General features: G+C 51.8%; 23 protein-coding genes. 14 read left to right on the top strand and 9 right to left on the bottom strand.

The features are described from left to right. Nucleotides 1-25 precede the first annotated feature (25 nt). The 4 genes from yjbE to A9B99_RS09005 all read left to right on the top strand — a co-directional run bounded on the left by yjbE (nucleotide 26) and on the right by A9B99_RS09005 (nucleotide 3,904). Nucleotides 26-361, top strand: a complete 336-nt coding sequence (gene yjbE, locus A9B99_RS24495; RefSeq protein WP_082917852.1) for an exopolysaccharide production protein YjbE — start codon at nucleotides 26-28, stop codon at nucleotides 359-361. Between the two features lie 62 nt (nucleotides 362-423). Then, nucleotides 424-1,059 carry a YjbF family lipoprotein gene (locus A9B99_RS09015; protein WP_064596786.1) on the top strand — a complete coding sequence of 212 codons (636 nt, stop codon included), beginning with the start codon at nucleotides 424-426 and terminating at the stop codon, nucleotides 1,057-1,059. Beyond that, a complete protein-coding gene (locus A9B99_RS09010) occupies nucleotides 1,059-1,814 on the top strand; it encodes a capsule biosynthesis GfcC family protein (RefSeq protein ID WP_082917851.1) in 756 nt (251 codons plus the stop codon). Before A9B99_RS09015 ends, A9B99_RS09010 begins: the two co-directional genes overlap by 1 nt. Next, nucleotides 1,814-3,904 carry a YjbH domain-containing protein gene (locus A9B99_RS09005; RefSeq protein WP_064596784.1) on the top strand — a complete coding sequence of 697 codons (2,091 nt, stop codon included), beginning with the start codon at nucleotides 1,814-1,816 and terminating at the stop codon, nucleotides 3,902-3,904. Before A9B99_RS09010 ends, A9B99_RS09005 begins: the two co-directional genes overlap by 1 nt. Here the strand turns inward: A9B99_RS09005 and A9B99_RS09000 are convergent. After that, complete coding sequence (locus A9B99_RS09000) at nucleotides 3,891-4,451, bottom strand: GNAT family N-acetyltransferase (protein ID WP_064596782.1); 561 nt, start codon at nucleotides 4,449-4,451, stop codon at nucleotides 3,891-3,893. The two genes, A9B99_RS09005 and A9B99_RS09000, sit on opposite strands and share 14 nt — an antisense overlap. 44 nt (nucleotides 4,452-4,495) lie before the next feature. Next, nucleotides 4,496-5,149: an aspartate/glutamate racemase family protein gene (locus A9B99_RS08995; RefSeq protein WP_082917849.1), complete on the bottom strand. Its 654-nt coding sequence runs from the start codon at nucleotides 5,147-5,149 to the stop codon at nucleotides 4,496-4,498. A gap of 142 nt (nucleotides 5,150-5,291) precedes the next feature. Here A9B99_RS08995 and psiE point away from each other — a divergent pair, with 142 nt between their 5' ends. Continuing rightward, on the top strand, nucleotides 5,292-5,705 hold the full coding sequence (psiE, locus tag A9B99_RS08990; RefSeq protein ID WP_036102976.1) for a phosphate-starvation-inducible protein PsiE: 414 nt from the start codon (nucleotides 5,292-5,294) through the stop codon (nucleotides 5,703-5,705). A 134-nt stretch (nucleotides 5,706-5,839) separates the two neighbouring features. Here the strand turns inward: psiE and malG are convergent, their stop codons facing one another. From malG to malE, 3 genes are all read right to left on the bottom strand, one after another. Beyond that, a complete protein-coding gene (malG, locus tag A9B99_RS08985; protein ID WP_064596780.1) occupies nucleotides 5,840-6,730 on the bottom strand; it encodes a maltose ABC transporter permease MalG in 891 nt (296 codons plus the stop codon). A gap of 12 nt (nucleotides 6,731-6,742) precedes the next feature. Then, a complete protein-coding gene (gene malF / locus A9B99_RS08980; protein WP_064596778.1) occupies nucleotides 6,743-8,287 on the bottom strand; it encodes a maltose ABC transporter permease MalF in 1,545 nt (514 codons plus the stop codon). A 76-nt stretch (nucleotides 8,288-8,363) separates the two neighbouring features. Further along, nucleotides 8,364-9,554 carry a maltose/maltodextrin ABC transporter substrate-binding protein MalE gene (gene malE, locus A9B99_RS08975; protein WP_064596776.1) on the bottom strand — a complete coding sequence of 397 codons (1,191 nt, stop codon included), beginning with the start codon at nucleotides 9,552-9,554 and terminating at the stop codon, nucleotides 8,364-8,366. A gap of 375 nt (nucleotides 9,555-9,929) precedes the next feature. Here malE and malK point away from each other — a divergent pair, with 375 nt between their 5' ends. The 5 genes from malK (at nucleotide 9,930) to ubiA (ending at nucleotide 14,972) form a co-directional block, all read left to right on the top strand. Continuing rightward, on the top strand, nucleotides 9,930-11,039 hold the full coding sequence (gene malK, locus A9B99_RS08970) for a maltose/maltodextrin ABC transporter ATP-binding protein MalK (RefSeq protein ID WP_064596774.1): 1,110 nt from the start codon (nucleotides 9,930-9,932) through the stop codon (nucleotides 11,037-11,039). 39 nt (nucleotides 11,040-11,078) lie between these two features. Continuing rightward, nucleotides 11,079-12,353: a maltoporin gene (locus tag A9B99_RS08965; protein ID WP_064596771.1), complete on the top strand. Its 1,275-nt coding sequence runs from the start codon at nucleotides 11,079-11,081 to the stop codon at nucleotides 12,351-12,353. 121 nt (nucleotides 12,354-12,474) lie between these two features. Further along, entirely contained in the window at nucleotides 12,475-13,395 is a 921-nt protein-coding gene (malM, locus tag A9B99_RS08960) for a maltose operon protein MalM (protein WP_064596769.1), read from the top strand. A 183-nt stretch (nucleotides 13,396-13,578) separates the two neighbouring features. Then, on the top strand, nucleotides 13,579-14,106 hold the full coding sequence (gene ubiC / locus A9B99_RS08955) for a chorismate lyase (protein ID WP_064596768.1): 528 nt from the start codon (nucleotides 13,579-13,581) through the stop codon (nucleotides 14,104-14,106). Continuing rightward, nucleotides 14,091-14,972, top strand: a complete 882-nt coding sequence (gene ubiA / locus A9B99_RS08950; protein ID WP_064596766.1) for a 4-hydroxybenzoate octaprenyltransferase — start codon at nucleotides 14,091-14,093, stop codon at nucleotides 14,970-14,972. Before ubiC ends, ubiA begins: the two co-directional genes overlap by 16 nt. A 126-nt stretch (nucleotides 14,973-15,098) precedes the next feature. On the opposite strand, the gene plsB is transcribed toward ubiA, so the two are convergent. Continuing rightward, nucleotides 15,099-17,537 (bottom strand): glycerol-3-phosphate 1-O-acyltransferase PlsB, encoded by a 2,439-nt coding sequence (gene plsB / locus A9B99_RS08945; RefSeq protein ID WP_064596764.1) that lies wholly within the window; start codon nucleotides 17,535-17,537, stop codon nucleotides 15,099-15,101. Between the two features lie 129 nt (nucleotides 17,538-17,666). Here plsB and A9B99_RS08940 point away from each other — a divergent pair, with 129 nt between their 5' ends. The 3 genes from A9B99_RS08940 to dinF all read left to right on the top strand — a co-directional run bounded on the left by A9B99_RS08940 (nucleotide 17,667) and on the right by dinF (nucleotide 20,244). Continuing rightward, nucleotides 17,667-18,035: a diacylglycerol kinase gene (locus A9B99_RS08940; protein ID WP_064596762.1), complete on the top strand. Its 369-nt coding sequence runs from the start codon at nucleotides 17,667-17,669 to the stop codon at nucleotides 18,033-18,035. A gap of 168 nt (nucleotides 18,036-18,203) precedes the next feature. After that, nucleotides 18,204-18,818, top strand: a complete 615-nt coding sequence (gene lexA, locus A9B99_RS08935; RefSeq protein ID WP_064596760.1) for a transcriptional repressor LexA — start codon at nucleotides 18,204-18,206, stop codon at nucleotides 18,816-18,818. A 100-nt stretch (nucleotides 18,819-18,918) separates the two neighbouring features. Beyond that, a complete protein-coding gene (dinF, locus tag A9B99_RS08930) occupies nucleotides 18,919-20,244 on the top strand; it encodes an MATE family efflux transporter DinF (RefSeq protein ID WP_064596758.1) in 1,326 nt (441 codons plus the stop codon). Nucleotides 20,245-20,947: 703 nt separating this feature from the next. Here dinF and A9B99_RS08925 read toward each other — a convergent pair. Both A9B99_RS08925 and A9B99_RS08920 read right to left on the bottom strand, forming a co-directional pair. Further along, nucleotides 20,948-21,235, bottom strand: coding sequence for a DUF1330 domain-containing protein (locus tag A9B99_RS08925; protein WP_064596756.1), 288 nt, complete (start codon nucleotides 21,233-21,235; stop codon nucleotides 20,948-20,950). A gap of 96 nt (nucleotides 21,236-21,331) precedes the next feature. Continuing rightward, nucleotides 21,332-21,769: a MarR family winged helix-turn-helix transcriptional regulator gene (locus A9B99_RS08920; RefSeq protein ID WP_064596754.1), complete on the bottom strand. Its 438-nt coding sequence runs from the start codon at nucleotides 21,767-21,769 to the stop codon at nucleotides 21,332-21,334. Nucleotides 21,770-22,034: 265 nt separating this feature from the next. On the opposite strand from A9B99_RS08920, the gene A9B99_RS08915 reads away from it, so the two are divergent. Continuing rightward, entirely contained in the window at nucleotides 22,035-22,244 is a 210-nt protein-coding gene (locus A9B99_RS08915) for a CsbD family protein (protein WP_064596753.1), read from the top strand. Between the two features lie 57 nt (nucleotides 22,245-22,301). On the opposite strand, the gene zur is transcribed toward A9B99_RS08915, so the two are convergent. Continuing rightward, nucleotides 22,302-22,814 carry a zinc uptake transcriptional repressor Zur gene (gene zur / locus A9B99_RS08910; protein WP_064596751.1) on the bottom strand — a complete coding sequence of 171 codons (513 nt, stop codon included), beginning with the start codon at nucleotides 22,812-22,814 and terminating at the stop codon, nucleotides 22,302-22,304. Nucleotides 22,815-22,851: the final 37 nt, after the last annotated feature.

Below are 22,851 nucleotides of genomic sequence, written 5' to 3'. Positions count from 1 at the left end.
ATTCATTTAGTGAAGGGAAATTGTTATGAAGAAACTCGTCTATGGCGCATTTGCCATATTTGCCCTTGCTGCGGCTGGCTCTGCCAGTGCAGCACCTGGTTTTAGCCAGGGCGGTGCAGCAACCAGTGCGACTCCGGTTAGTTTTGGCCAGGCTTCTGGCCCGGCAGCCGGTTTGAGCCAGGTTGGTTTCGGTCATGCTGCTGGCGCTGCCGCCAGTTCAGTTTCTGTTGGTAGTTCAGCAGCAACCGGTGCCAGCACAATGGGTTCCGCAATGGGCATGGCATTAGCCGCAACCGGTGGTGGTAACGGTGCAAATACCGGGACCACTACAACAACGACGACCAGTACGGCCACTCGTTAATTAGCGAGTGTTTTAATCATAACCACACTCCGGTGTGGTTATTTTGACCCCGGGGATCTGTGGTGAAACGACTGCTAATAATTATGATTTGCCTGCTTCTTCAGGCGTGTTCAGCAACCACAAAAGGGCTTGGGGTATCGCTGTGGGACAGTCTGTGGGGCGATAACGGCGTCAAACTCACTGACGATGAAATTCAAAACATGCCTTATGCCAGCCAGTACGTTTCTTTAAATGGCGGGCCTCGTATCTTTGTCGTTCTGGCCTGGGATGAACAAGGCCAGCAAAAATGGGCGACTCAGGATGGCGCTGTGATGGTGGAACAACACGGGCGTCTGGTGAAAACACTGGGCCTGACGGATAACCTCCTCGAAGTGGATAACCTGAGCGTAGACCCACTGGCAAATGTGGCAACACTGCAGGATGGTGCACAGTGGACACGGCGCATGGGCTGGACTGAACACCAGCAGGTACGCTATGCCATCGCCCGTTCAACATTCCACTGGGATGGCACCGATACCCTGAAAATTGCCGGTCAAACTCTGACGTTACGCGTACTTGATGAAGATGTCACCACAGATGATACACATTGGCAGAACCGCTACTGGGTCTCTTCCTCAGGATTAATTATCCAGTCCCGTCAGTATTTAGGTGGCGATTATTACCCGGTCACCCAGATCTTGTTAAAGGCGGCACAATAATGAATTTGACAAAAACCGCACTGATTCTATGTTCCATCATGATGGGGTTTGCCGCTGGCCCGGCTTCCAGCTGGGCTGCAGGCACAGTCACTGTGAATATGCCCGGCAACAGCACACCAGTACAACTGAATAATGTCGCCCGTCTGGTCGATGCCGTCACGGCACCAGAAGTGCACAGTGACTGGTGGCGGGGAGCAGTGATCAGCTATCAGGGCGCCAGCATCAAAATGCAACAAGAACACCGGCAATTACTGGCAGACCTGGATGCACTTGCCCGGGATGAAGGTGGTGACAGTGGGGCGGCTATTCAGGCTTTGCGGGCACAGCTGGCTCTGGTGAAAGTAACAGGGCGCCAACTGGTACGTCTCGACCCGGACTGGTTACGGTTACACAGCCAGCAGAATGTACCACTCGAAGGGCAGTACCAGCTCTGGCTACCCGCACAACCCAATACCGTAACCATACTGGGCCTGGTCAGCAAACCCGAAACAGTAGCGTTTACATCAGGAAAATCTGTAGCGGATTACCTGGATGATCAAAGCCTGCTCAGTGGCGCAGAACGGAGCTATGCCTGGGTGATTTACCCGGATGGCAGCACTGAGAAAGTGCCGGTGGCGTACTGGAATAAGCGCCATATTGAACCCTCTCCGGGCAGCCTTATTTTTGTCGGCTTTGGTTCGCATTTGTTCTCATCGTCGTGGGACGAGTTGAATAAACGCATCCTGACCTCCCTGACCCATCGGATACCAGATTGATGAAAAAAAAATATTTATACAGTCTGATGGCGATGGCCGTAGCAGCGGCCTGTCATGCTGAAACTTATGTCCCACCAGACAACACAACACAATCAGACTTTGGTGGTGTGGGCTTACTGCAAACCCCCACTGCCCGGATGGCCCGCGAAGGCGCCTTCAGCTTTAATTACCATGATAACGACCAGTACCGCTTTTATTCTGGCTCCATACAGTTATTCCCCTGGCTGGAAACCACGCTACGTTATACCGACGTGCGTACCCGTAAATACAGTAACGTAGAGGCGTTTTCGGGCAACCAAACCTACAAAGATAAATCCTTCGATATGAAATTGCGTTTGTGGGAAGAAGGCTATTGGTTGCCGCAAGTAGCTATTGGCCTGCGAGATATTGGCGGTACCGGGTTGTTTGACAGTGAATATCTGGTTGCCAGTAAAGCCTGGGGGCCGTTCGATTTCTCGCTCGGCATTGGCTGGGGCTACCTGGGCACCAGCGGCAATATTAAAAATCCGTTCTGCAGTGTCAGTGGCAGTTATTGCTACCGTGACACCAGCTACCACTCAGCAGGCTCGCTCAGTGCGGGGAATATGTTCCATGGCCCAAGCGCGTTATTTGGTGGTGTAGAATACCAAACCCCGTGGCAGCCACTGCGCCTGAAACTGGAATATGAAGGCAACAACTACAGTGATGAATACGCCGGGGTAATCGAGCAAAAAAGTAAATTTAACGTCGGCGCTGTTTACCGTTTATCGAACTGGGCTGATGCCAGTCTGAGTTATGAGCGCGGCAACACGTTCATGTTCGGTTTTACACTGCATACCAACTTTAATGATTTGCGCCATTACTGGACAGACAGCCGTCGCCCGGCATATGAACCGCAACCGCAGGATGCCGTGCTGCAACATACCGTAGTGGCTAACCAGTTAACCCAACTGAAATACAATGCCGGGTATATCGACCCGAAAATCCAAATCAAAGGTGATACCCTGTATGTCTCGGGTGACCAGGAGAAATACCGCGACGGAGACGAAGGTGTGGTGCGTGCGAATCGCATCATCATGAATGATCTTCCGGCGGATATTCGTACTATTAAGGTTACGGAAAATAGCGTGAATTTACCGCAGGTCACCACCGAAACTGATGTCGCCAGCCTGAAGCGCCACCTGGAAGGCGAACCCCTGGGGCAGGAAACGCCGTTACTGCAAAAACGGGAAAATCCGGATATTCCAGAGAATACTGAGCAAGGCTGGTATATTGAGAAAAGCCGCTTTAATTACTCGCTCGACCCGGTGCTGAACCAGTCTGTCGGTGGCCCGGAAAACTTCTACATGTACCAGTTAGGGGTAATGGGAACAGCGGATTACTGGCTGACCGACCATTTATTAACCACTGGTAGCCTGTTTGTGAACCTGGCTAACAACTACAGCAAATTTAATTACACCAGTAGTGACTCTGTGTTGCCGCGTGTACGTACCCGTGTACGTGAATATGTGGAAAATAATTACTACATCAATAACCTGCAGGCCAACTATTTCCAGTATCTGGGTAATGGTTTTTATGGCCAGGTGTACGGTGGCTACCTGGAAACCATGTTTGGCGGTGTCGGGACAGAAGTACTGTGGCGCCCCCTGGACAGCGACTGGGCGATAGGGGTGAATGCTAACTATGTAAAACAGCGTGACTGGACCAGCCCGACAGACATGATGAAATTTACTAATTACAGCGTGAAAACCGGCCATCTGACTGCATACTGGAATCCATCATTTGCGCCGGATGTGTTGATGAAACTGAGTGTAGGGCAGTATCTGGCCGGTGACAAAGGGGCTACATTCGAAGTGGCAAAACACTTCGACAGCGGGATTGTGGTGGGAACTTACGCCACTATCACTAATGTGTCGCCACAAGAATACGGTGAAGGCGATTTCACCAAAGGGGTGTATATCTCAGTCCCGATGGATCTGTTCAGCGCCTATCCGACACGCAGCCGTGCACAAGTCAGTTGGTCGCCGCTCACGCGTGATGGCGGGCAGATGCTGGGCCGTAAATTTGACCTCTACAGTATGACCAGCGACCGCAACGTTAACTTCCGTTAACCTGAGGCTTCCCCGGTGTAGTGCCGGGCCGGGGAAGTGACATTGCCATCAGTAAAATATCACTGGTTTGCGTTGCACTTTGAAACACCAGCTTCTTCATAACATGCATCCCCTGGCGCATGTAAAAGCGCCGGGCTCCATGGTTTTCTGCCAGAACCTCCAGCCACAGTGACGTTTCACCATGCGCCATTGCCCGGGTGATTATCTCGTCAAAAAAAGCCTGCCCCAGTCCTTGCCCGGTAAGCCCCGGCAGCAAATAGATTTTGTTCAGAAATGCACCCTGAGGCGAAGGGTGCGCTAATTGTTCATGCCAGGTCAGTTCTGCAAAACCAACAGGTTTGCCTGCTTCGGCAACCAGCCACTGGTTACCGGGTGTGCTCATCCGCTCACGAATTGCGGCAGGATCAAACGATTTGCGCATGAAGTCCTGCATCTCATGTGGGTTATTCCACAAGTGAGCAAAGTGGTGCTGATAACTCTCGGTGCCAAGCTGATGAAGCAGGAAGACATCGTCTTCCTGCGCTATGCGAAATGTGAATGTTTTCATAGTTACCATAAGGTAATACAGACTGGCAAAGGGGCAAAGCTGTGCTACGCCAGGAGCAGTGTTTTTAACTGCTCCAACGCCAGGTGTGGGCTGGTCAGTACCGGGGAGCAGGCTGGCAAATATTTACTGACACTGCTCATGGAGGCCTGCGCCAGGGCAACACATTCAGCACCCTCTGTCAGTGCCCGTTGTACGGCTGCAATAATCCGCTCGTGGTACAGGATTTGGTCACCCTGCAAAAAAGCATCCCATGCCCCGGGAATCAGCCGGGTCTCCAGCTCCTGTTCAGGTTGCTGGCGTGACAGTTCAAATAGCACCCGGGTGGGTTCAACCGTTGTTTGAGTAGCACACAGGACCACTGTGCGTTTACCTTGTGCCATTGCCGCCTGTGCCAGTGCCCGGTCAACGCGCAGCACCGGAATGCTGACAGGTGAACGCTGGTTAAGTTTGTCCACCGCCGGGCCAAGCGTTGAGCAGGTCAGCAATACAGCATCGGCGTGATGGCTGAGCGCCAGAAGCACCCGTATTACATCATCTTCCAGCGCTGAGGTTAGCCCGCCACTGGCTTCCGCCGTGCGCAACAGTTGCGGCATCACAGTGTGTTTTAAACACCCAGCGGGCAGGCCTGTATCCTGAGCGGCCTGTTCAAATAACGTTTCATTACCGGGTGCCGTATGTAAACAGGCAATGCGAATCATAAGGACCTCCGCTTGTATCGGTATCACTCCGCATGAACAGATTCACGCATGGATAGCACACTATGCTAAAGAAAAAAATATGGATCTGGATCACATTTTTGCCGTATAACAGGCAAGAGACCGCAATAAAGTGGAGTCTGTTATGACGTCATTAGCGCGTGCCCGTGTCGAATTAATTTCGACAATTTTGCAAACCATTCTCAACCTGGGGCTGACCTGCCTTGGGTTAATACTGGTCATTTTTCTCGGTAAAGAAACTCTGCATCTTGCTGATGTGCTGTTCACCCCTAATGAGCAGGCCAGTAAGTATCTGCTGATTGAAGGCCTGGTGGTTTACTTTCTTTACTTCGAATTTATCGCTCTGATTGTTAAGTATTTTCAGTCTGGTTTTCACTTCCCGTTACGCTACTTTGTCTATATCGGTATTACGGCGATTGTGCGCCTGATAATCATCGACCATAAATCACCAATAGATGTCCTTATCTACTCTGCCGCTATCCTGCTGTTGGTTATCACGCTGTGGTTATGCAACAGTAGCAGGCTGCGCCGTGAATAAATGTGCGTGACGCACAAAAAAAGTGGCGGCTCTTCAGGCCGCCAAAGACAGAGACAAGTAGGCTTAATAATGAGGGTTTACAGTGGCATTACATCCCGCGCGTACAGGCAGGTTCGCGCGGGGGTGGAACAAGGTTAGCCTTTAACACCGCCAGCGGTGAGGCCATTAACCAGCCAGCGCTGAGCCAGCAGGAACACAACAGTAATCGGTATGGCGGACAACACTGCGGCCGCGGCAAAGTCGCCCCACAAGTAGTTCTGCGGGTTCAGGTATTGCTGCATACCGACGGCCAGGGTGTAGCTGTTCACATCGCGTAACAGCAGTGAAGCTACGGGCACTTCTGTAATTGCGGCAATGAACGACAGAATAAAGACCACTGCCAGAATGGGTACCGATAGCGGTAGCAACACCAGGCGGAATGCCTGCCACGGGCTGGCGCCATCCAGCGCTGCCGCTTCTTCCAGCGAGCTATCGATCGTTTCGAAATAGCCTTTAATCGTCCAGACGTGCAGTGCAATACCGCCGAGGTAGGCAAAAATCACCCCGCCATGGGTATTCAGGCCAATAAACGGAATGTACTGACCCAGACGGTCAAACAACGCATATAACGCGACCAGTGACAGTACCGCCGGGAACATCTGGAATATCAGCATCCCTTTCAGCAGTGTAGCTTTTCCTGGAAAACGCATCCGCGCAAAGGCGTAAGCGCAGGTGGTGGAGAGCGCCACAATACCCATCGCGGTAATACCCGCGATTTTGACTGAGTTCCACAGCCACAACAGCACCGGGAACGGGGGCGGGGTGACGCGCCCGTCGGCATGTTCCACACTAAATCCCAGCGCCAGTTTCCAGTGCTCCCATGAAATTTGGTCAGGAATCAGGCTGCCAGTTGCAAAGTTACCGGGGCGTAGTGATATCGCCACCACCATTAATAACGGGAACATAATGGCCGCAATAAACAGCAGCAACAGTAAGTGAGTGGTCAGCAAACGTAATTTTTGCGATTTGGGTTGCACCATAGCCATGATGATTCCTCCTTAATCAAATTTCATGCGGGTGGCTTTCAGATTCACCACAGCCAGTGCGCCAACCAGCAGGAATATAATCGTGGCGATAGCTGCCGCCAGGCCGAAGTCCTGTCCGCCGCCACCTTCAAAGGCGATACGGTAGGTGTAGCTCACCAGTAAGTCGGTATAACCTGCCGGTGTGGTCGTGCCGATCCGGTCCGGGCCGCCGTTGGTTAACAACTGAATCAGAACAAAGTTGTTAAAGTTAAATGCAAAACTGGCAATCATCAGTGGCGTCAGTGGCTTAATCAGCAAAGGCAGAGTTATGCGGAAGAAGTTCTGGAACGGACCCGCTCCATCCATGGCTGACGCTTCATATAAATCTTCCGGGATAGCTTTCAGCAGCCCCATGCACAGGATCATCATGTACGGGTAACCCAGCCAGGTGTTAACGATAATAATCATGCTGCGGGCGGTGGTCGGGTCGGTGAACCAGGCTGGCTTGATGCCAAACAGCGCGCTCAGCATTATGTTGATTTCACCGAAGCTTTGGTTGAACAACCCCTTGAAAATCAAAATTGAAATAAATGACGGGACCGCATAAGGCAAAATGAGCAGTACCCGGTAAATCGCCTTCCCTTTCAGGGATTCCCACTGCACCAGGCAGGCCAGCACCATACCAACTGCAACCGTCAGAAAAACGGTGAGGGCAGAGAAAACAATGGTCCAGATAAAAATGGCGAAGAAGGGTTTTTTAATGCCTTCATCGGTAAATACACGCGTGAAGTTATGCCAGCCAATGGTTACGGTATAGCCCGGGCTGAGTTGTTCACTGGCCCAGTTGCCTTTGGCGTCCACAGCCTGGTAAAAACCGCTTTTATCATTCGGACGATACATCACACCGGTTTGGTTGTTGGTCAGGCTGTTATCTTTGCCCAGTGTATATAACGGGCGCGTACCAGAAAATTCATGTAAGGAGCTCATCACCAGCCCCGGGTTGCCGGGAATATCGGCGGTGATTTCGCCAAGTGCCTGGCGGTTCTGGGTAATCACACGCAGGTTGGCGCGGTTTGTTGCCGGCAGGGCATCAACCGGGGACAGCGTTATATGTTGCTTACCGCTTAGCGTAATGGGTTCAGAGAGGTAGTTTTTCCCTTCCGCAGTATCGGTCAGGGCCAGCTGCCATTTGTTGCCTGCAGGGTAGAGCGCAAACCGGACACTCTTGCCCGCCTGGTACTGGCGGTCCATCAACACTTGTTGCGCCCGTTCAAAAGTTAACTGGTTGGTGCTGCTGTAGTTGGTGAACGCAATGGCAATGGTGCAAACCAGTGGGAAAAGTACAAATAACCCCATCCCGGCCAGCCCCGGATACACATAGCGCCAGGCATAGGTACGGCGGTTAGCGAAAATATATAAACCCAGGCTACTGATAATCAGGGTCATTATGGCAAACAGGTACTCCCCCTGGGCGTACATCACTACCACAAGATAACCGACCAGTAACCCAAGCAAGGCGATAACAGACCATTTCAGACTGTCGCTTTGCCACCAGTGGCTCTTTTTCATCACATCCATGGGGTCTTCCTCTACTACGGGAACTGCGGGGTATCAGGCACCTTCTCCCGTAGGGGAGAAGGTGGTGACTGATGGTTTATTTTGTAATACGTGTTTCTGCGTCTTTCAGCGCTGCATCAACAGACTGGCGGCCTGTAATAGCGTTAATTACAGCAGTTCGAACGGAATACCAGAATGCAGACATCTGGGGGATGTTCGGCATGATTTCGCCATTTTTGGCGTTAGCCATAGTGGCGGCAATGCGCGGGTCTTTTTCCAAAATTTCCTGGTAAGATTTCAGTGCAACAGCTCCCAATGGTTTATCTTTATTAACCATTGCCAGGCCCTGATCAGTTATCAGGTAGTTTTCCAGGAACTCTTTTGCCAGTTCTTTGTTCGGGCTGGCGGCGTTAATCCCGGCACTCAGTACTCCGACAAAGGGTTTGGACGCTTTACCTTTAAAGGTTGGCAGCAACGTTACACCGTAGTTGATTTTGCTCTTATCAATATTTGCCCAGGCCCACGGACCATTAATGGTCATGGCGGTTTCGCCTTTGTTGAATGCCGCCTCAGCAATAGAATAGTCGGTGTCACCGTTCATGTGTTTATTTTTAATTAAATCAACCAGGAAGCTCAGGCCAGCTTTCGCCCCTGCGTTATCCACACCAACATTTTTGACATCGTACTTGCCGTTTTCATATTTAAAGGCATAACCACCATCAGCGGCGATTAACGGCCAGGTGAAGTACGGTTCTTGCAGGTTAAACATCAGCGCGCTCTTACCTTTGGCACGCAGTTTTTTATCCAGTGCCGGAATTTCTTCCCAGGTTTTGGGCGGGTTTGGCAGCAAGTCTTTATTGTAAATCAGTGATAATGCTTCAACAGCTATTGGGTAGGCTATCAGTTTGCCGTTATAACGGACGGCGTCCCAGGTGAACGGATACAGTTTGTCCTGGAATGCTTTATCAGGGTGGATTTCTGCCAACAGGCCAGATTGTGCATAACCACCAAAACGGTCATGTGCCCAGAAGATAATATCCGGGCCATCACCTGTTGCAGCAACTTGCGGGAATTTCTCTTCCAGTTTGTCCGGATGTTCAACACTGACTTTAATCCCGGTGTCCTGTTCAAACTTTTTACCCACTTCGGCAAGACCGTTATAGCCTTTATCGCCATTAATCCAGATAACCAGTTTGCCTTCTTCGATTTTGGCCAGAGCAGAGGCAGAAAACATCATTGTCGTCAGCGCAGACAACGCGAGGATACGTGCGCCGGTTTTGATTTTCATATGTTCCTTCCTTTAGGTGATATGCACGTGGAGACACTGTGTGGCTTTACCTGCGCCAGTGTCGGATTAGAACAGAAAAATCTCATCCTCCCTGGCACTACGCCGTAAGGGAGGTTTATGTGATCTACTTCTCATAAATCCTGGTTATGTGGCCCACAGCACACAAAACAGTACTGGTTTTTGAAATCAGGATCACGAAAATCCCTGTCAGCCCATGATTTTCCCTGCCTGCACGCGTTTCTCATCCTCCCGTCTCCTCCCCCATAAAAAAGCCATGGGTGGAGGATTTTCCTGACGACAAACTCCCTCATAGTCGGACACATCTTGTATTACCTGCCTCTGGCGGGTTGAGTGATGGATGAAGGGAGAAGTTCGATGGCAAACGTGCAGTTACAGAACGTAACCAAAGCCTGGGGAGACGTGGTGGTGTCGAAAGACATCAACTTAACAGTCAACGACGGCGAATTTGTCGTATTTGTTGGCCCGTCTGGCTGTGGTAAGTCAACGTTATTACGCATGATTGCGGGTCTGGAAACCATCACCAGCGGTGATTTGTTCATTGGCGAAAAACGTATGAATGATGTCCCTCCCGCTGAACGTGGTGTGGGCATGGTATTTCAGTCTTATGCGCTTTATCCGCACTTGTCGGTGGCGGAAAACATGTCTTTCGGCCTGAAACTGGCTGGTGCCAAAAAAGATCTGATTAACCAGCGTGTTAACCAGGTTGCAGAAGTACTGCAACTGGCGCATTTACTGGACCGCCGCCCGAAAGCGCTCTCCGGTGGGCAGCGTCAGCGTGTGGCGATTGGCCGTACACTGGTTGCAGAGCCTCGTGTATTCCTGCTGGATGAACCCCTTTCTAACCTTGATGCGGCATTGCGTGTGCAAATGCGTATTGAGATCTCCCGCCTGCACAAGCGCCTGAAGCGCACCATGATTTACGTCACCCACGACCAGGTAGAGGCAATGACCCTCGCCGATAAAATCGTGGTGCTGGATGCTGGCCGTATCGCGCAGGTCGGTAAGCCTCTTGAACTGTATCACTACCCGGCAGACCGCTTTGTAGCCGGTTTTATTGGCTCCCCCAAAATGAACTTCCTGCCCGTTAAAGTCACCGCAACCGCACTGGAACAAGTGCAGGTTGAGCTGCCTAACCGCCAGCAAGTATGGCTGCCGGTGGAAAGCACGGGCGTTCAGGTGGGAGCCAACATGTCGTTGGGGATCCGGCCTGAACATTTACTGCCCAGTGAAATCGCCGATGTCACTCTCGAAGGGGAAGTGCAGGTGGTGGAACAACTGGGGCATGAAACACAAATCCATATTCAGATTCCGGCGCTGCGCCAAAACCTGGTTTACCGCCAGAACGACGTGGTGCTGGTGCAAGAGGGCGCGACATTCGCCATTGGCTTGCCGCCAGAGCGCTGCCACTTATTCAAGGAAGATGGCACAGCCTGCCGTCGGTTGCATCAGGAGCCAGGTGTTTAAGTGACCCTCACAATAAAAGCAATGACCTCAGGAGATAGAATGATGATTACTCTGCGCAAACTTCCCCTGGCTATCGCAGTGGCTGCGGGTGTTATGTCTGCTCAGGCGCTGGCCGTTGACTTCCACGGTTATGCCCGTTCCGGTATTGGCTGGACGGGGAGTGGCGGTGAACAGCAGTGCTTTAAAGCCACCGGCGCACAAAGCAAATACCGTCTGGGTAACGAATGTGAAACCTATGCGGAATTAAAACTGGGACAGGAAGTGTGGAAAGAAGGCGATAAAAGCTTCTATTTCGATACTAACGTCGCTTACTCGGTTTCTCAGATGGATGACTGGGAATCTACCAGTCCGGCATTTCGTGAAGCCAACGTTCAGGGTAAAAACCTGATTGATGCACTGCCAGGTTCCACTCTCTGGGCCGGTAAACGCTTCTACCAACGTCATGACGTTCACATGATCGACTTCTACTACTGGGATATTTCAGGTCCTGGTGCCGGTCTGGAAAACGTAGATCTTGGCTTTGGTAAGTTGTCTGTCGCTGCTACCCGTAACTCTGAAACAGGTGGTTCTTACACCTTCACCAGCGATCGTGAACGCGATTATGCATCCAAAACCGCCAATGATGTATTCGACGTGCGTTTAGCGGGCCTGGAAGTGAACCCAGGTGGTGTGCTGGAACTGGGTGTGGATTATGGCCGTGCCAACCCGCGTGACAACTACCGCCTCGAAGATGGCGCAACCAAAGACGGTTATATGTTCACCGCTGAACATACCCAGTCTATTAGCGGCGGCTACAACAAGTTTGTGGTTCAGTATGCTACCGATGCGATGACCACCTGGAACAGCGGCCATGCGCAGGGCACTCTGAACAACGACGGCCACATGATTCGTGTGCTGAACCATGGTGCCATCGATTTCAACGACAAATGGGCACTGATGTATGTCGGTATGTATCAGGATATCGACATGGACAGCAAGAACGGCAGCACCTGGTACACCGTGGGCGTGCGCCCAATGTACAAATGGACGCCAATCATGAGCACCTTGCTGGAAGTGGGCTACGACAATGTCAAATCACAGAGCGCTGGCAAGCACAACGACCAGTACAAAGTGACCCTGGCACAGCAATGGCAGGCTGGCGACAGCATCTGGTCTCGCCCGGCTCTGCGTCTGTTCGCCACCTACGCTAAGTGGAATGAAAAATGGGGCTATAACGACAACGGTTATGCAGTTGCCGATACCAGCACCACCACTTACAGCCGTGGTGACAGCAATGAATGGACCTTCGGTGCCCAGATGGAAATCTGGTGGTAAGCCTGAAGTCAGTAACGTGTTAAAGCAGAGGGGGGCAACCCCCTCTTTCACTAGTCCAAATATATTCTGAATACGGATACGCGCTATTGCCTGGCCACCGTATCCCGTTGCTACCGAGGTCATAACAATGAAAAAACGTCTCGTTGCTCTTTGCCTGAGTGCAGGGCTGCTCGCCGCTGTACCCGCAACCTCCTTCGCTGAAGTGGACCTGGTGCCGCAAAACCTCGCCGGGGCACCCACTTTCAGCGCTCAGTCTCTCCAACAGCTTACCTGGCAGCCGTTAAATGCCGGGCAAAATGTGCAGGCTAATCTGGCAACCCAGGGCCAGAGGCTTAGTAACCCAGGAATTACCGGGCCGGTAGCGGCTTACAGTGTTCCTGCTAATATTGGTGAACTCTCGATTACGCTCACCAGCGAAGTGGCACAGAACCGGGTCTATGCCCCGAATGTGCTGGTGCTGGACCAGAACATGAACCCTTCAGCCTGGTTCCCGGCGAATTTCTTCACTTACCAACAACCAGGGGTAATGGCCGCTGACCGGCTGGAAGGTACCCTGAAACTGACTCCCGCTCTGGGGCAGCAGAAGATTTACTTACTGATCTTCACCACTCCGCAGGATTTACAACGTACAACCACATTGATTGCTCCTGCCAAGGCCTATGCAAAAGGCACGGGTAACGCCGTTCCGGATATTCCAGACCCGGTAGCGCAGCACGCTGCAGAAGGTACGCTCAAACTGAAAGTGAAAACGACGTCTGGTGCCAGTATCCTGGTTGGGCCTATTTTTGGCTCTTCAGCCAGTACCCCAACGGTCACCGTCGGAAATACAGCCACAGCTGCTGCGCCTGTTGCTGCATCCGCACCGGCACCAAAAGCGGAACCTATGCTGAATGACACTGAGGCCTATTTTAACCATGCCATTAAGCAGGCAGTGGCCAAAGGTGATGTAGATAAGGCATTGAAATTACTTGATGAGGCTGAGCGTCTTGGATCTACCAGCGCACGTAAAACCTTTATCAGTAGTGTAAAAGGCAAGGGGTAATCACCCCACATTGCTGATCTTGTAAGCCTTGGTGCGCGTCTGCGCACCTTTTTTCCACCGGCAGACGTGCCTGCGGCCGTTGGCTTTTTGTTACATGGCTGTTGGTTTCTGCTATTTTCCTGCCACACCCTTTTCGTGTTCTGCGTTACAATGTCCACTGTTCTGTTCTGGAGACTGTTGGGCATGATGCACCCTGCGTTGGCGCAATTACGGGCGCTGTCTTTCTCCGACACCCTGCCGGATAACCTGTCAGCCTGGCTGCGTGACTGGCTATTGTTGGAAGACTCAATGACAAAGCGTTTTGAACGCTGTTGCAGCAAGGTTAGTGTGACGCTGCTATCCGAAGGCTTTGTGACGGCGGAACAGGTGGGCGAAGACGTCAACTGGTTACCCCGTGAATCACAATACTGGTTACGGGAAATTATTTTGCTGGGCGATGATACGCCCTGGCTGGTGGGGCGCACAGTGGTACCACTGTCCACCCTGAATGGCCCTGAACTGGCGCTACAGCGCCTGGGCACTACCCCGCTTGGCCGGTACTTGTTTACCGCATCGGCCCTGACACGCGATTTTATTCACACGGGGCGCAGTGAAACCTTATGGGGGCGCCGTTCCCGCCTCCGTTTGTCGGGCAAACCATTACTGCTTACCGAACTGTTTTTACCTGCATCACCGTTGTATCAAGAGGATGAAAAATGGAGTGGAGTCTGACGCAGAAGAATAAACTGCTGGCATTTCACCGGCTCATGCGTACTGACAAACCGATTGGCGCGTTACTGTTACTCTGGCCTACTTTATGGGCGCTGTGGCTCGCAACACCGGGCATTCCGCCGGTAACTATTCTTCTGGTGTTCATTGCCGGTGTCTGGTTAATGCGTGCCGCAGGTTGTGTGGTGAATGATTTTGCCGACCGCAAATTTGACGGCCATGTCAAGCGCACGGCACGCCGCCCATTACCCAGTGGCGATGTCACAGAGCGAGAAGCTATCACGCTGTTTGGTGTACTGGTATTGCTGTCTTTCTTGCTGGTTCTCACCCTGAATACCATGACGATTCTGCTGTCAGTCGCCGGGCTGGCGCTGGCCTGGATATACCCGTTTATGAAACGCTACACTCATTTACCCCAGGTGGTGTTAGGGGCCGCGTTTGGCTGGTCAATTCCCATGGCGTTCTCGGCTGTTAGTGAGCAGTTGCCGCTCAGTTGCTGGTTACTTTTTTTAGCCAATATCCTCTGGGCTGTCGCTTATGACACGCAATATGCCATGGTAGACCGGGATGACGACCTGAAGATAGGCGTGAAATCCACCGCGATTCTGTTTGGGCGCTACGACAAACTGATTATTGGCATCTTACAGGTGGCGGTTCTGGCGCTGTTGGTGCTGGTAGGTTGGCTTAATCACCTGAGCGGGGCGTTTTACTGGTCGCTGTTGCTTGCGGCGGGGCTGTTTTCATACCAGCAAAAACTCATTGCCGGGCGTGACCGGGATGCCTGTTTTAAAGCCTTTATGAATAATAACTATGTGGGGCTGGTGTTATTTTTAGGGCTGTTTGTCCATTATCTGCCGCCTTTATCCTGATCAGGCCCCTGAGCAACGGCCCTGAGTAATGGCACTGTTTACCGGGCATAAAATTATCGGGCATAAAAAATGGCGGGGATTTTTATTCCCGCCATTTTTTCACCTTGCTTCGCACTCATTCAACGGTTATTGAGCGGGTGCGTCTTCGCCTTGTGATGCAGCACTTTCAATCGTCAGGCGGATATCCGAGGTGATCAGCTCGGCCAGCAACTGGTAAACCTTCATGGTTTCTGTTGGCTCTGCATCACCGGTATCGCTGATATAGCCTTCATCGCGCAGTGTCAGCACCAGGGAAGAGAACACCGCTTTGTCGAAGAACTCAGGGGCGTTGATACCGTGCAGTACGGACAAACGCTGTGCAACAGTCCGGCTCTCTTTCTCCAGAGTCCCGCGGTTAATCGTTGGGTTGGCGCTCAGCAGCCAGAAGGTGATTGCATAACGTTGAATCGTTTCGCGCACCCCTGCTGCCAGCAGTTGCAGAGTCCGGGAGCGTGCCGGGTTCAGGCGGAAACGGCCGCTGTCTTCCAGAATCAGGTTCTGCTGCACCAGCTCATTGAGCAGCGCATCCACTACAGAACTTAACGCTTCTTTATCCCAGTGCAGGAACAACTCTGCTTTAAGCATCGGGAACAGGACTTCTACCCGGCTCAGCAGATCTTCGCGTGTGATATTACGGTGTTGCGTAATAATTGAGGCCAGTAAAGACGGCATCACCAGCATATGCACAATGTTATTGCGATAGTAGGTCATTAACACGGCCTGCTCACGGGGCAGAACGATAATATCGCCAATCGTGTCTTTTTCTACTTCGAACTTATTCATCTGCAAGGCGTGATCGATAAGCTCGCTGGCAGATGACGCAGGAACGGTAGCATCCGGTGAATAAGGCACATTGCGCAGCAGGCTCATGTAACATTCTAACTGCTCAGTCAGTTGCTCACGGGTAAGTGAACGCTGGCGAGAGGCCAGTAAAGCCGTGCAACACAGGTTCATGGCGTTAGCCGCACCAGCATTGTTAATGCGCACCATCAGTGTATGAGCAATTTCGTTCACGCTGGGGGTTAACCACGGCGGGCGTATCGCTTCGATAGGGTCTATCGCATCACGCCATTCCGGAACATGCTGGTTCAGCCAGTTGGTCAGTGGAATTGGCTCGCCAAAGTTGACATACCCCTGGCCCAGGTTACGCAGCTTGCTCAGGCCGCGCATCATCTGGATAAGGCTCTCTTTTTCTTTAGTGGCGCCACGCAACTCTTTCGCGTAGGTGCCCACTTCCATGACATGCTCATAACCAATGTAAATCGGCACCAGCGTAATCGGGCGGGTACCGCCACGCAGCATGGCCTGAATCGTCATAGACAGTGTGCCAGTTTTCGGATCAAGCAGGCGACCGGTGCGCGAACGCCCCCCTTCAACAAAATACTCCACCGAATACCCACGGCTGAACAATTCACCCAGGTATTCACGGAACACGGTTGAGTAGAGTTTATTGCCTTTAAACGTACGGCGAATAAAGAATGCACCCAGACGGCGGAAAATCGGCCCGGCAGGCCAGAAGTTCAGGTTAATACCTGCTGCAATGTGCGGTGGCACCAGCCCCTGGTGATAAAGCACGTAAGACAGCAACAGATAATCCATATGGCTGCGGTGGCAGGGAACATACACCAGTTCATGGCCTTCATGGGCTAACTGGCGTACTCGCTCAGCATTATGAACGTTAATACCCTGATATAAGCGGTTCCAGGTAAAGCCCAGCACACGGTCAGTCATGCGGATGGCTTCATAGGAGAAGTTAGCGGCAACTTCTTCCATCAGGGCAACAGCATTTTGCTGCGCTCTTTCGTGAGAGATTTTCTTGCTGCGCGCTTCATCTTCTACCGCTTTGGCAATGGCTTTTGAAGACAATAATTTATTGAACAGATCCTGGCGCGCGGGTAAGCGTGGGCCTACTGCGGCCAGGCGCAGGCGGGCAAAGTGCATACGTGCAACCCGCGCCAGCTTCTGAGCGATAGTTTTGTCTGTGCCATGCTCTGTCGCCATCCAGCGCAGAGAAACTGGCGGAGAAAAGCGTACGAAGCTGTCGCGGCCCAGCCATAATACGGCAAAGAACTTCTGGATGCCGTTAAGCAAGCGCAGTGGCGGGTTTTCTTCGCCTTTTTCACGGCCAGGTGAGCGGCCAAACATCACTGAAACCGGCACCATCTGGACATCCAGATTCGGATTGCTGCGGTGCAAGTCCAGGTAATCATGAAACAGCTTGATGGATTCTTCTTTCGGCGCGTAATAGGTAAATACACGCGGCCCGCCATGAATAAAGACATAGCGTGGCAAACAAGCTCCGTCTACTTCAAGGGGGGTCAGCGGGTCGGGCAAATCATGTGCCAGACATTGCGCCCGTAATGTCAACAGGTCTGCCTTTGAATTATAAGGCAGCACGTACATAATAGGGCGAGAGGTATCTAAACCCAATTCGGCGCAAGGATCCGCCGGAATAGATTTGCTTTTTACCAGCATACTTAGTGGTAAATTCAGCAATTTGTAGTAAATTCGTGGCCAACCGGACATAAACGTTGTAAAGCCTCTGGTTAAAAACGCAATGCGTCGCAAGAATAACAGAAACCCGCGTGGATTTCTGAGGAAGTTGCCTGCGCGACGCTACAGGCATTGACGCCACTAAGCTAAAAAGGTTCCTTCATGGCAAGTAACACCACTGGACTCACCCGAATCATTAAAGCAGCTGGCTATTCCTGGAAAGGTATTCGTGCTGCATGGAACAATGAAGCCGCTTTTCGCCAGGAAGGGGTCACTACTGTGCTGGCTATCTTTATTGCCTGTTGGCTTGATGTCGGTGCCATTGCCCGCGTGTTACTCATCGGTTCCGTCACTCTGGTTATGATAATCGAAATCCTCAACAGTGCTATTGAGGCAATAGTTGACCGGGTGGGAACAGATTTTCACGAACTCTCTGGCAGGGCTAAAGACATGGGGTCCGCTGCAGTGTTGTTCGCAATTATACTCGCCCTGTTTACCTGGGGAAGCGTGCTCTGGTCTCATTTTTTCTGAGTTTTTCCGGAAAAAATGCTCCAAAACGGGTATTTAAGGCTTCGTCTGGTTACCTCTGGCTATTTTGTGGGATAAGTCCCTGGTTTTTTGCTCAATTGTGGTTTCAAAATCACCATTAACTGTATATACTCACAGCATAACTGTATATACACCCAGGGGGCAGAAGGAATGAAAGCACTTACTACCAGACAGCAGGAGGTCTATGATCTCATCCGGGATCACATTAATCAGACGGGGATGCCTCCAACCCGTGCGGAAATTGCACAACGCCTTGGCTTTCGTTCACCCAATGCGGCAGAAGAACACCTGAAAGCGCTTGCCCGCAAAGGGGTTATCGAAATTGTTTCTGGCGCTTCCCGTGGTATTCGCCTGCTTCTGGAAGAAACTAATGACGACGGTCTGCCACTGGTTGGCCGGGTTGCCGCCGGTGAGCCTTTACTGGCTCAGCAGCACATTGAAGGTCACTATCAGGTCGATCCTTCCCTGTTTAAACCGCATGCGGATTTCTTACTGCGCGTTAGCGGTATGTCAATGAAAGACATCGGTATTATGGATGGCGATTTACTTGCGGTACATAAAACGCAGGATGTGCGCAACGGCCAGGTAGTGGTGGCCCGTATCGACGACGAAGTAACGGTTAAGAGGCTGAAACAGCAGGGCAATACTGTGCAGCTGCTCCCGGAAAACAACGAGTTCACCCCGATTGTTGTCGATTTACGTGAGCAAAACTTTACTATCGAGGGCCTGGCAGTGGGCGTTATTCGCAACGGCGAATGGCTCTGAGCGAATCCTTAATCTGCTATGCTTTTACAGCCGTGTCACAGCCAGCCTGTGCCACGGCTTTTTTGTGGGTTTCTTTCCCAAATGTTATCTGGGGTAAGTGATGCAATTCTTTTCCCGAACTGACCGGGCGTTGTGGCGCCTGGCAATCCCCATGATTGTGTCCAATATCACCGTACCGTTATTGGGCCTGGTTGATACAGCGGTGATTGGGCACCTGGACAGCCCGGATTACCTCGGTGGTGTGGCAATTGGTGCAACGGTAACCAGTTTCCTGTTTATGTTGCTGTTGTTTTTGCGGATGAGTACTACCGGGTTAACAGCTCAGGCTTATGGCGCAAGAGATGACCAGGGGTTGCTGCGGGCACTGATGCAGCCTTTGTTGCTGGCGCTGGTGGCCGGTGTTGCCATTGTGGTGTTTCGTGCGCCATTAATTCACCTTGCGCTTACCGTGACAGGCGGCAGTGAGGCTGTATTGTTCCAGGCACAGGTGTTTTTAGCGGTTCGCTTGCTTGGTGCTCCCGCTTCACTGGCTAACCTGGTTTTATTGGGCTGGTTACTGGGGGTGCAATATGCCCGAGCTCCGGTTATTTTGCTGGTGGTGGGCAATGTGCTGAACATCGCGCTGGATATCTGGCTGGTGATGGGGCTGGGTATGAATGTGCAAGGGGCCGCGCTGGCAACCACTGTATCTGAGTATGTCACGCTGTTGCTGGGGCTGGTGATGGTCTGGCGGGTTCTGGTGATGCGGGGTATTCCCCTGGTGGGCCTGAAAACGGCATGGTTCGGCAATATTCGGCGTTTAATGGCGTTAAACCGTGACATCATGTTGCGTTCTTTACTGGTTCAGGGCTGCTTTGCTTCCATCACTGTGCTGGGCGCCAGGCTGGGCGGTGACATTGTGGCTGTAAATGCATTGTTGATGACGTTGCTGGCTTTTACCGCTTATGCACTGGATGGTTTTGCTTATGCGGTAGAAGCGCATTCCGGCCAGGCTTTTGGTGCCCACAGCAAAGGGCAATTGTTGGCTGTATGGGGAGCAGCCTGCCGCCAGGCTGGTGTGGTAGCCCTGGGATTTTCTCTGGTTTATGCCCTTGCCGGGCCACAAATTATTGGTCTGCTCACTTCGTTGCCGGAATTACACCAGCTGGCAGATAAGTACTTGTTCTGGCAGGTACTGTTGCCGGTTGCAGGGGTGTGGTGCTATTTGCTGGACGGAATGTTTGTTGGCGCAACCCGGGGAGCTGAAATGCGTAACAGTATGGCGCTTTCAGCGGCCGGTTTTGGTGTGTGTCTGCTGACACTGCCTGGGTTTGGGAATCATGGGTTGTGGTTTTCTTTGGTGGTGTTTTTGGTGCTGCGCGGGGTGACCCTGGGGTGGTGCTGGCGGCGGCACTGGCGGGATGGAACGTGGTTTGAGGTGAAGTGAAGGGGGGGCGCTTTAAGTGTGGTTACTTCTGTTCACTTTGCATAGTGTCATGCGTTGTTGTTTCCGTTCACTTCCAGTGATGGGGCTAATGCGGCTCCACAGCCAGTGAACGGGCTAAAGGGGGCTCGCCCCCTTTGCAATCCCCTTTTTCGCGGGCGACCGGTGCTGCGCACTGCGTTCACCTCCGGGCAGTCAGCCTGCGGCCGGCTCGACTCGGCATCCATGCCTCGGTTCGCCTTATTCCGCCATCCGGGCGGAATAACCTTGTCTTCCTTTCTGCGGTTCACCGGTCTTACGCGAACCGGCCTCGCTGCAAGTGGCGGGGCTTTTTGTGTTGTCTGGTGTGGCTGGAGGATTTGTACCCGGTATGTCTTTATTTATTTTTTGCTGCTGGCTTACAAACGGGTGGGTTTGGGTGGCCTCTAAATCGTTGAGGCGTGCCTGGCGGGCCGGGGTAAGCCGAATGTCCGCGTAGCGGCGATTTTGCCGGCCACAAAAGGGGGTGGGGCCAGTGCCCCCTGCGGGCGCCGGGCGCAGCAGGTGAGAAAAAGCAGTGTGGCTGACACGGCGCGCAATTTGCTCTGTGCTGGCAGAGCATTTTACAGTGGCAGAATATGTAACCTACCAGGTATGGCTGGCTCTACTACAAAAGGTTACCTCGGGATGGTACATGTGCTGTTCCCTGAGCGGAACAACCTGCTAATCAAACCCCCTGAATCAATAACACCTGGTAGTCGGCACCCAAATTGCGGTGTTTTTTGGCTTCCTGGTATGCATCGCTGTAGTACCAGGCTTTTGCGGCTTCAATATCCGGGAATGACAGAATAACCGCACCTTCTGCATCATCGCCTTCCAGGGTGGTGATATCACCGTAAAAAGCCAGCGGAGTAATGGGATGATCGCCGCGTGCTTCACCGGCCAGTTTTGCGTAGGTTTGCATTTCTTGTTCATCATGTGTGGTTTTGCGCACGAAAATTACATAAGCACTCATCATTTTTCTCCGGAATTGAACAGGGTAACTAAAAGATAACCCTTATCATGGCAGAGCGCCGGGACATGTTTTTCGTGTTTCTTGCCTTTAACACCGTCAGGCGTTTTTGATCAACTGGTTGCGTAAGGTATCGAGCTGTTGTTTCAGCGTGATGAGTTCAGCCTGGTCGCAGGCCGAGGCGCACAGAATATGTTGGGGAATGGCTTCGGCCTGTTGCTGCAAGCCCCGGCCTTTATCTGACAGGCTGACAATCACCTGGCGTTCATCTTGTGTGGAGCGTTGGCGGGTAACCAGGCCTGCCGCTTCCATCCGTTTCAGTAACGGAGTAAGTGTTGCCGAATCCAGATAAAGACGCTCACCAATGGCAGAAACCGTTTGTTGGTCTGCTTCCCAGAGGATCAATAACACCAGATATTGTGGATAGGTTATCTCCAGAGGCTTAAGCACATTACGGTAAATTTTATTCAGTGCCAGGTTTGCCGAGTAGAGGGAAAAACACAGTTGGTTATCGAGGAGCAAATTTTCTGGTGGCATAAGCGGAGGCCTTTACGGAGGATAACGGCAATGTTACCGCAACTTATTTTAGGGGGAAAATCATTTTCCCTGGTGGGTTTTACACGTTATCAACAGTAGTGTGAAGGTGAGCGGAATTTGCAGGTGGCATTCTCGAGTTTGTTAGTTAAACATTCTTAAAAAAGAATGAAACTTAATTTGATGAACTACAATTTATCATGAAGTAAGCCAAACAAGCTGTCAGTAAACGGCACTGTTTCAATTAACCAACCGTGAGGACGCTGCGATGAATATGACGGAAATCAGTGGAGACTGGAAAATCATCAAAGGTAAGGTGAAAGAAGAGTGGGGCAAGCTGACCGATGACGATTTAGACGTTATTGAAGGAAAACGTGACCAACTGGTAGGCCGGATTCAGGAACGTTATGGTTACGCGAAAGAACGGGCCGAAGAAGAAGTGGCCGCCTGGGAAAAACGTGACGACTACCGGTGGTAATCCCTCTTTGATTCATAGTTACAGAGGGCTACCCGGCCCTCTGTAACCACACAGTAGTTAGCGTTTTTTCTTGCCAGTTTCAGAGTGATCATGACCACAACTTTCCGGATGGCGGCAACTTTCCACTTCTACACATTGTGAGCATAAGCCATGGGCTTCAATAACATTGTGGCGCAATGCAAACCCCATACTGGCCGCCAGACCGTGCATGATATCTTCCACCCCTTCTGCACACTCTTCTTTCACTGAACCGCAACGGTCACAAATAAACATGGCGGAAGTATGAGTAGGCTGGTCAAACAAGTGGCACAGCACATAGCTGTTGGTGGATTCAACTTTATGCACAAACCCCTGCTCCAGCAAAAAATCCAGAGCACGGTAAACTGTGGGAGGCTTGGCCTGAGGCTCTGCGATACGCAATAAGTCCAGCAAGTCATATGCGCTTATCGACCCGTCCTGCTCACTCATCAGGCGCAGCACTTCAAGGCGCTGTGGTGTCAGGCGTACATTGCGCTGCTGGCAAAGCTTTTCTGCCCGAGCTAACAGGTTTTGTGTCCCAGACTTATCCATCCCGGCCCTCAACATGGTCGTAAATAAGCTACTGTAC

The sequence above is a fragment of the Mangrovibacter phragmitis genome, assembly GCF_001655675.1.
In the GTDB taxonomy this organism is placed as follows: domain Bacteria; phylum Pseudomonadota; class Gammaproteobacteria; order Enterobacterales; family Enterobacteriaceae; genus Mangrovibacter; species Mangrovibacter phragmitis.
Note: the sequence above shows the minus strand (reverse complement) of the source record. Positions and strands in the feature narration are given on the sequence as shown.

Coding starts and splice junctions, on each gene's coding strand:
- yjbE (WP_082917852.1), top strand. CDS start 26: ATGAAGAAACTCGTCTATGGCGCATTTGCCATATTTGCCCTTGCTGCG.
- A9B99_RS09010 (WP_082917851.1), top strand. CDS start 1,059: ATGAATTTGACAAAAACCGCACTGATTCTATGTTCCATCATGATGGGG.
- A9B99_RS09005 (WP_064596784.1), top strand. CDS start 1,814: ATGAAAAAAAAATATTTATACAGTCTGATGGCGATGGCCGTAGCAGCG.
- A9B99_RS09000 (WP_064596782.1), bottom strand. CDS start 4,451: ATGAAAACATTCACATTTCGCATAGCGCAGGAAGACGATGTCTTCCTG.
- A9B99_RS08995 (WP_082917849.1), bottom strand. CDS start 5,149: ATGATTCGCATTGCCTGTTTACATACGGCACCCGGTAATGAAACGTTA.
- psiE (WP_036102976.1), top strand. CDS start 5,292: ATGACGTCATTAGCGCGTGCCCGTGTCGAATTAATTTCGACAATTTTG.
- malG (WP_064596780.1), bottom strand. CDS start 6,730: ATGGCTATGGTGCAACCCAAATCGCAAAAATTACGTTTGCTGACCACT.
- malF (WP_064596778.1), bottom strand. CDS start 8,287: ATGGATGTGATGAAAAAGAGCCACTGGTGGCAAAGCGACAGTCTGAAA.
- malE (WP_064596776.1), bottom strand. CDS start 9,554: ATGAAAATCAAAACCGGCGCACGTATCCTCGCGTTGTCTGCGCTGACG.
- malK (WP_064596774.1), top strand. CDS start 9,930: ATGGCAAACGTGCAGTTACAGAACGTAACCAAAGCCTGGGGAGACGTG.
- A9B99_RS08965 (WP_064596771.1), top strand. CDS start 11,079: ATGATGATTACTCTGCGCAAACTTCCCCTGGCTATCGCAGTGGCTGCG.
- ubiC (WP_064596768.1), top strand. CDS start 13,579: ATGATGCACCCTGCGTTGGCGCAATTACGGGCGCTGTCTTTCTCCGAC.
- ubiA (WP_064596766.1), top strand. CDS start 14,091: ATGGAGTGGAGTCTGACGCAGAAGAATAAACTGCTGGCATTTCACCGG.
- plsB (WP_064596764.1), bottom strand. CDS start 17,537: ATGTCCGGTTGGCCACGAATTTACTACAAATTGCTGAATTTACCACTA.
- A9B99_RS08940 (WP_064596762.1), top strand. CDS start 17,667: ATGGCAAGTAACACCACTGGACTCACCCGAATCATTAAAGCAGCTGGC.
- lexA (WP_064596760.1), top strand. CDS start 18,204: ATGAAAGCACTTACTACCAGACAGCAGGAGGTCTATGATCTCATCCGG.
- dinF (WP_064596758.1), top strand. CDS start 18,919: ATGCAATTCTTTTCCCGAACTGACCGGGCGTTGTGGCGCCTGGCAATC.
- A9B99_RS08925 (WP_064596756.1), bottom strand. CDS start 21,235: ATGAGTGCTTATGTAATTTTCGTGCGCAAAACCACACATGATGAACAA.
- A9B99_RS08920 (WP_064596754.1), bottom strand. CDS start 21,769: ATGCCACCAGAAAATTTGCTCCTCGATAACCAACTGTGTTTTTCCCTC.
- A9B99_RS08915 (WP_064596753.1), top strand. CDS start 22,035: ATGAATATGACGGAAATCAGTGGAGACTGGAAAATCATCAAAGGTAAG.
- zur (WP_064596751.1), bottom strand. CDS start 22,814: ATGGATAAGTCTGGGACACAAAACCTGTTAGCTCGGGCAGAAAAGCTT.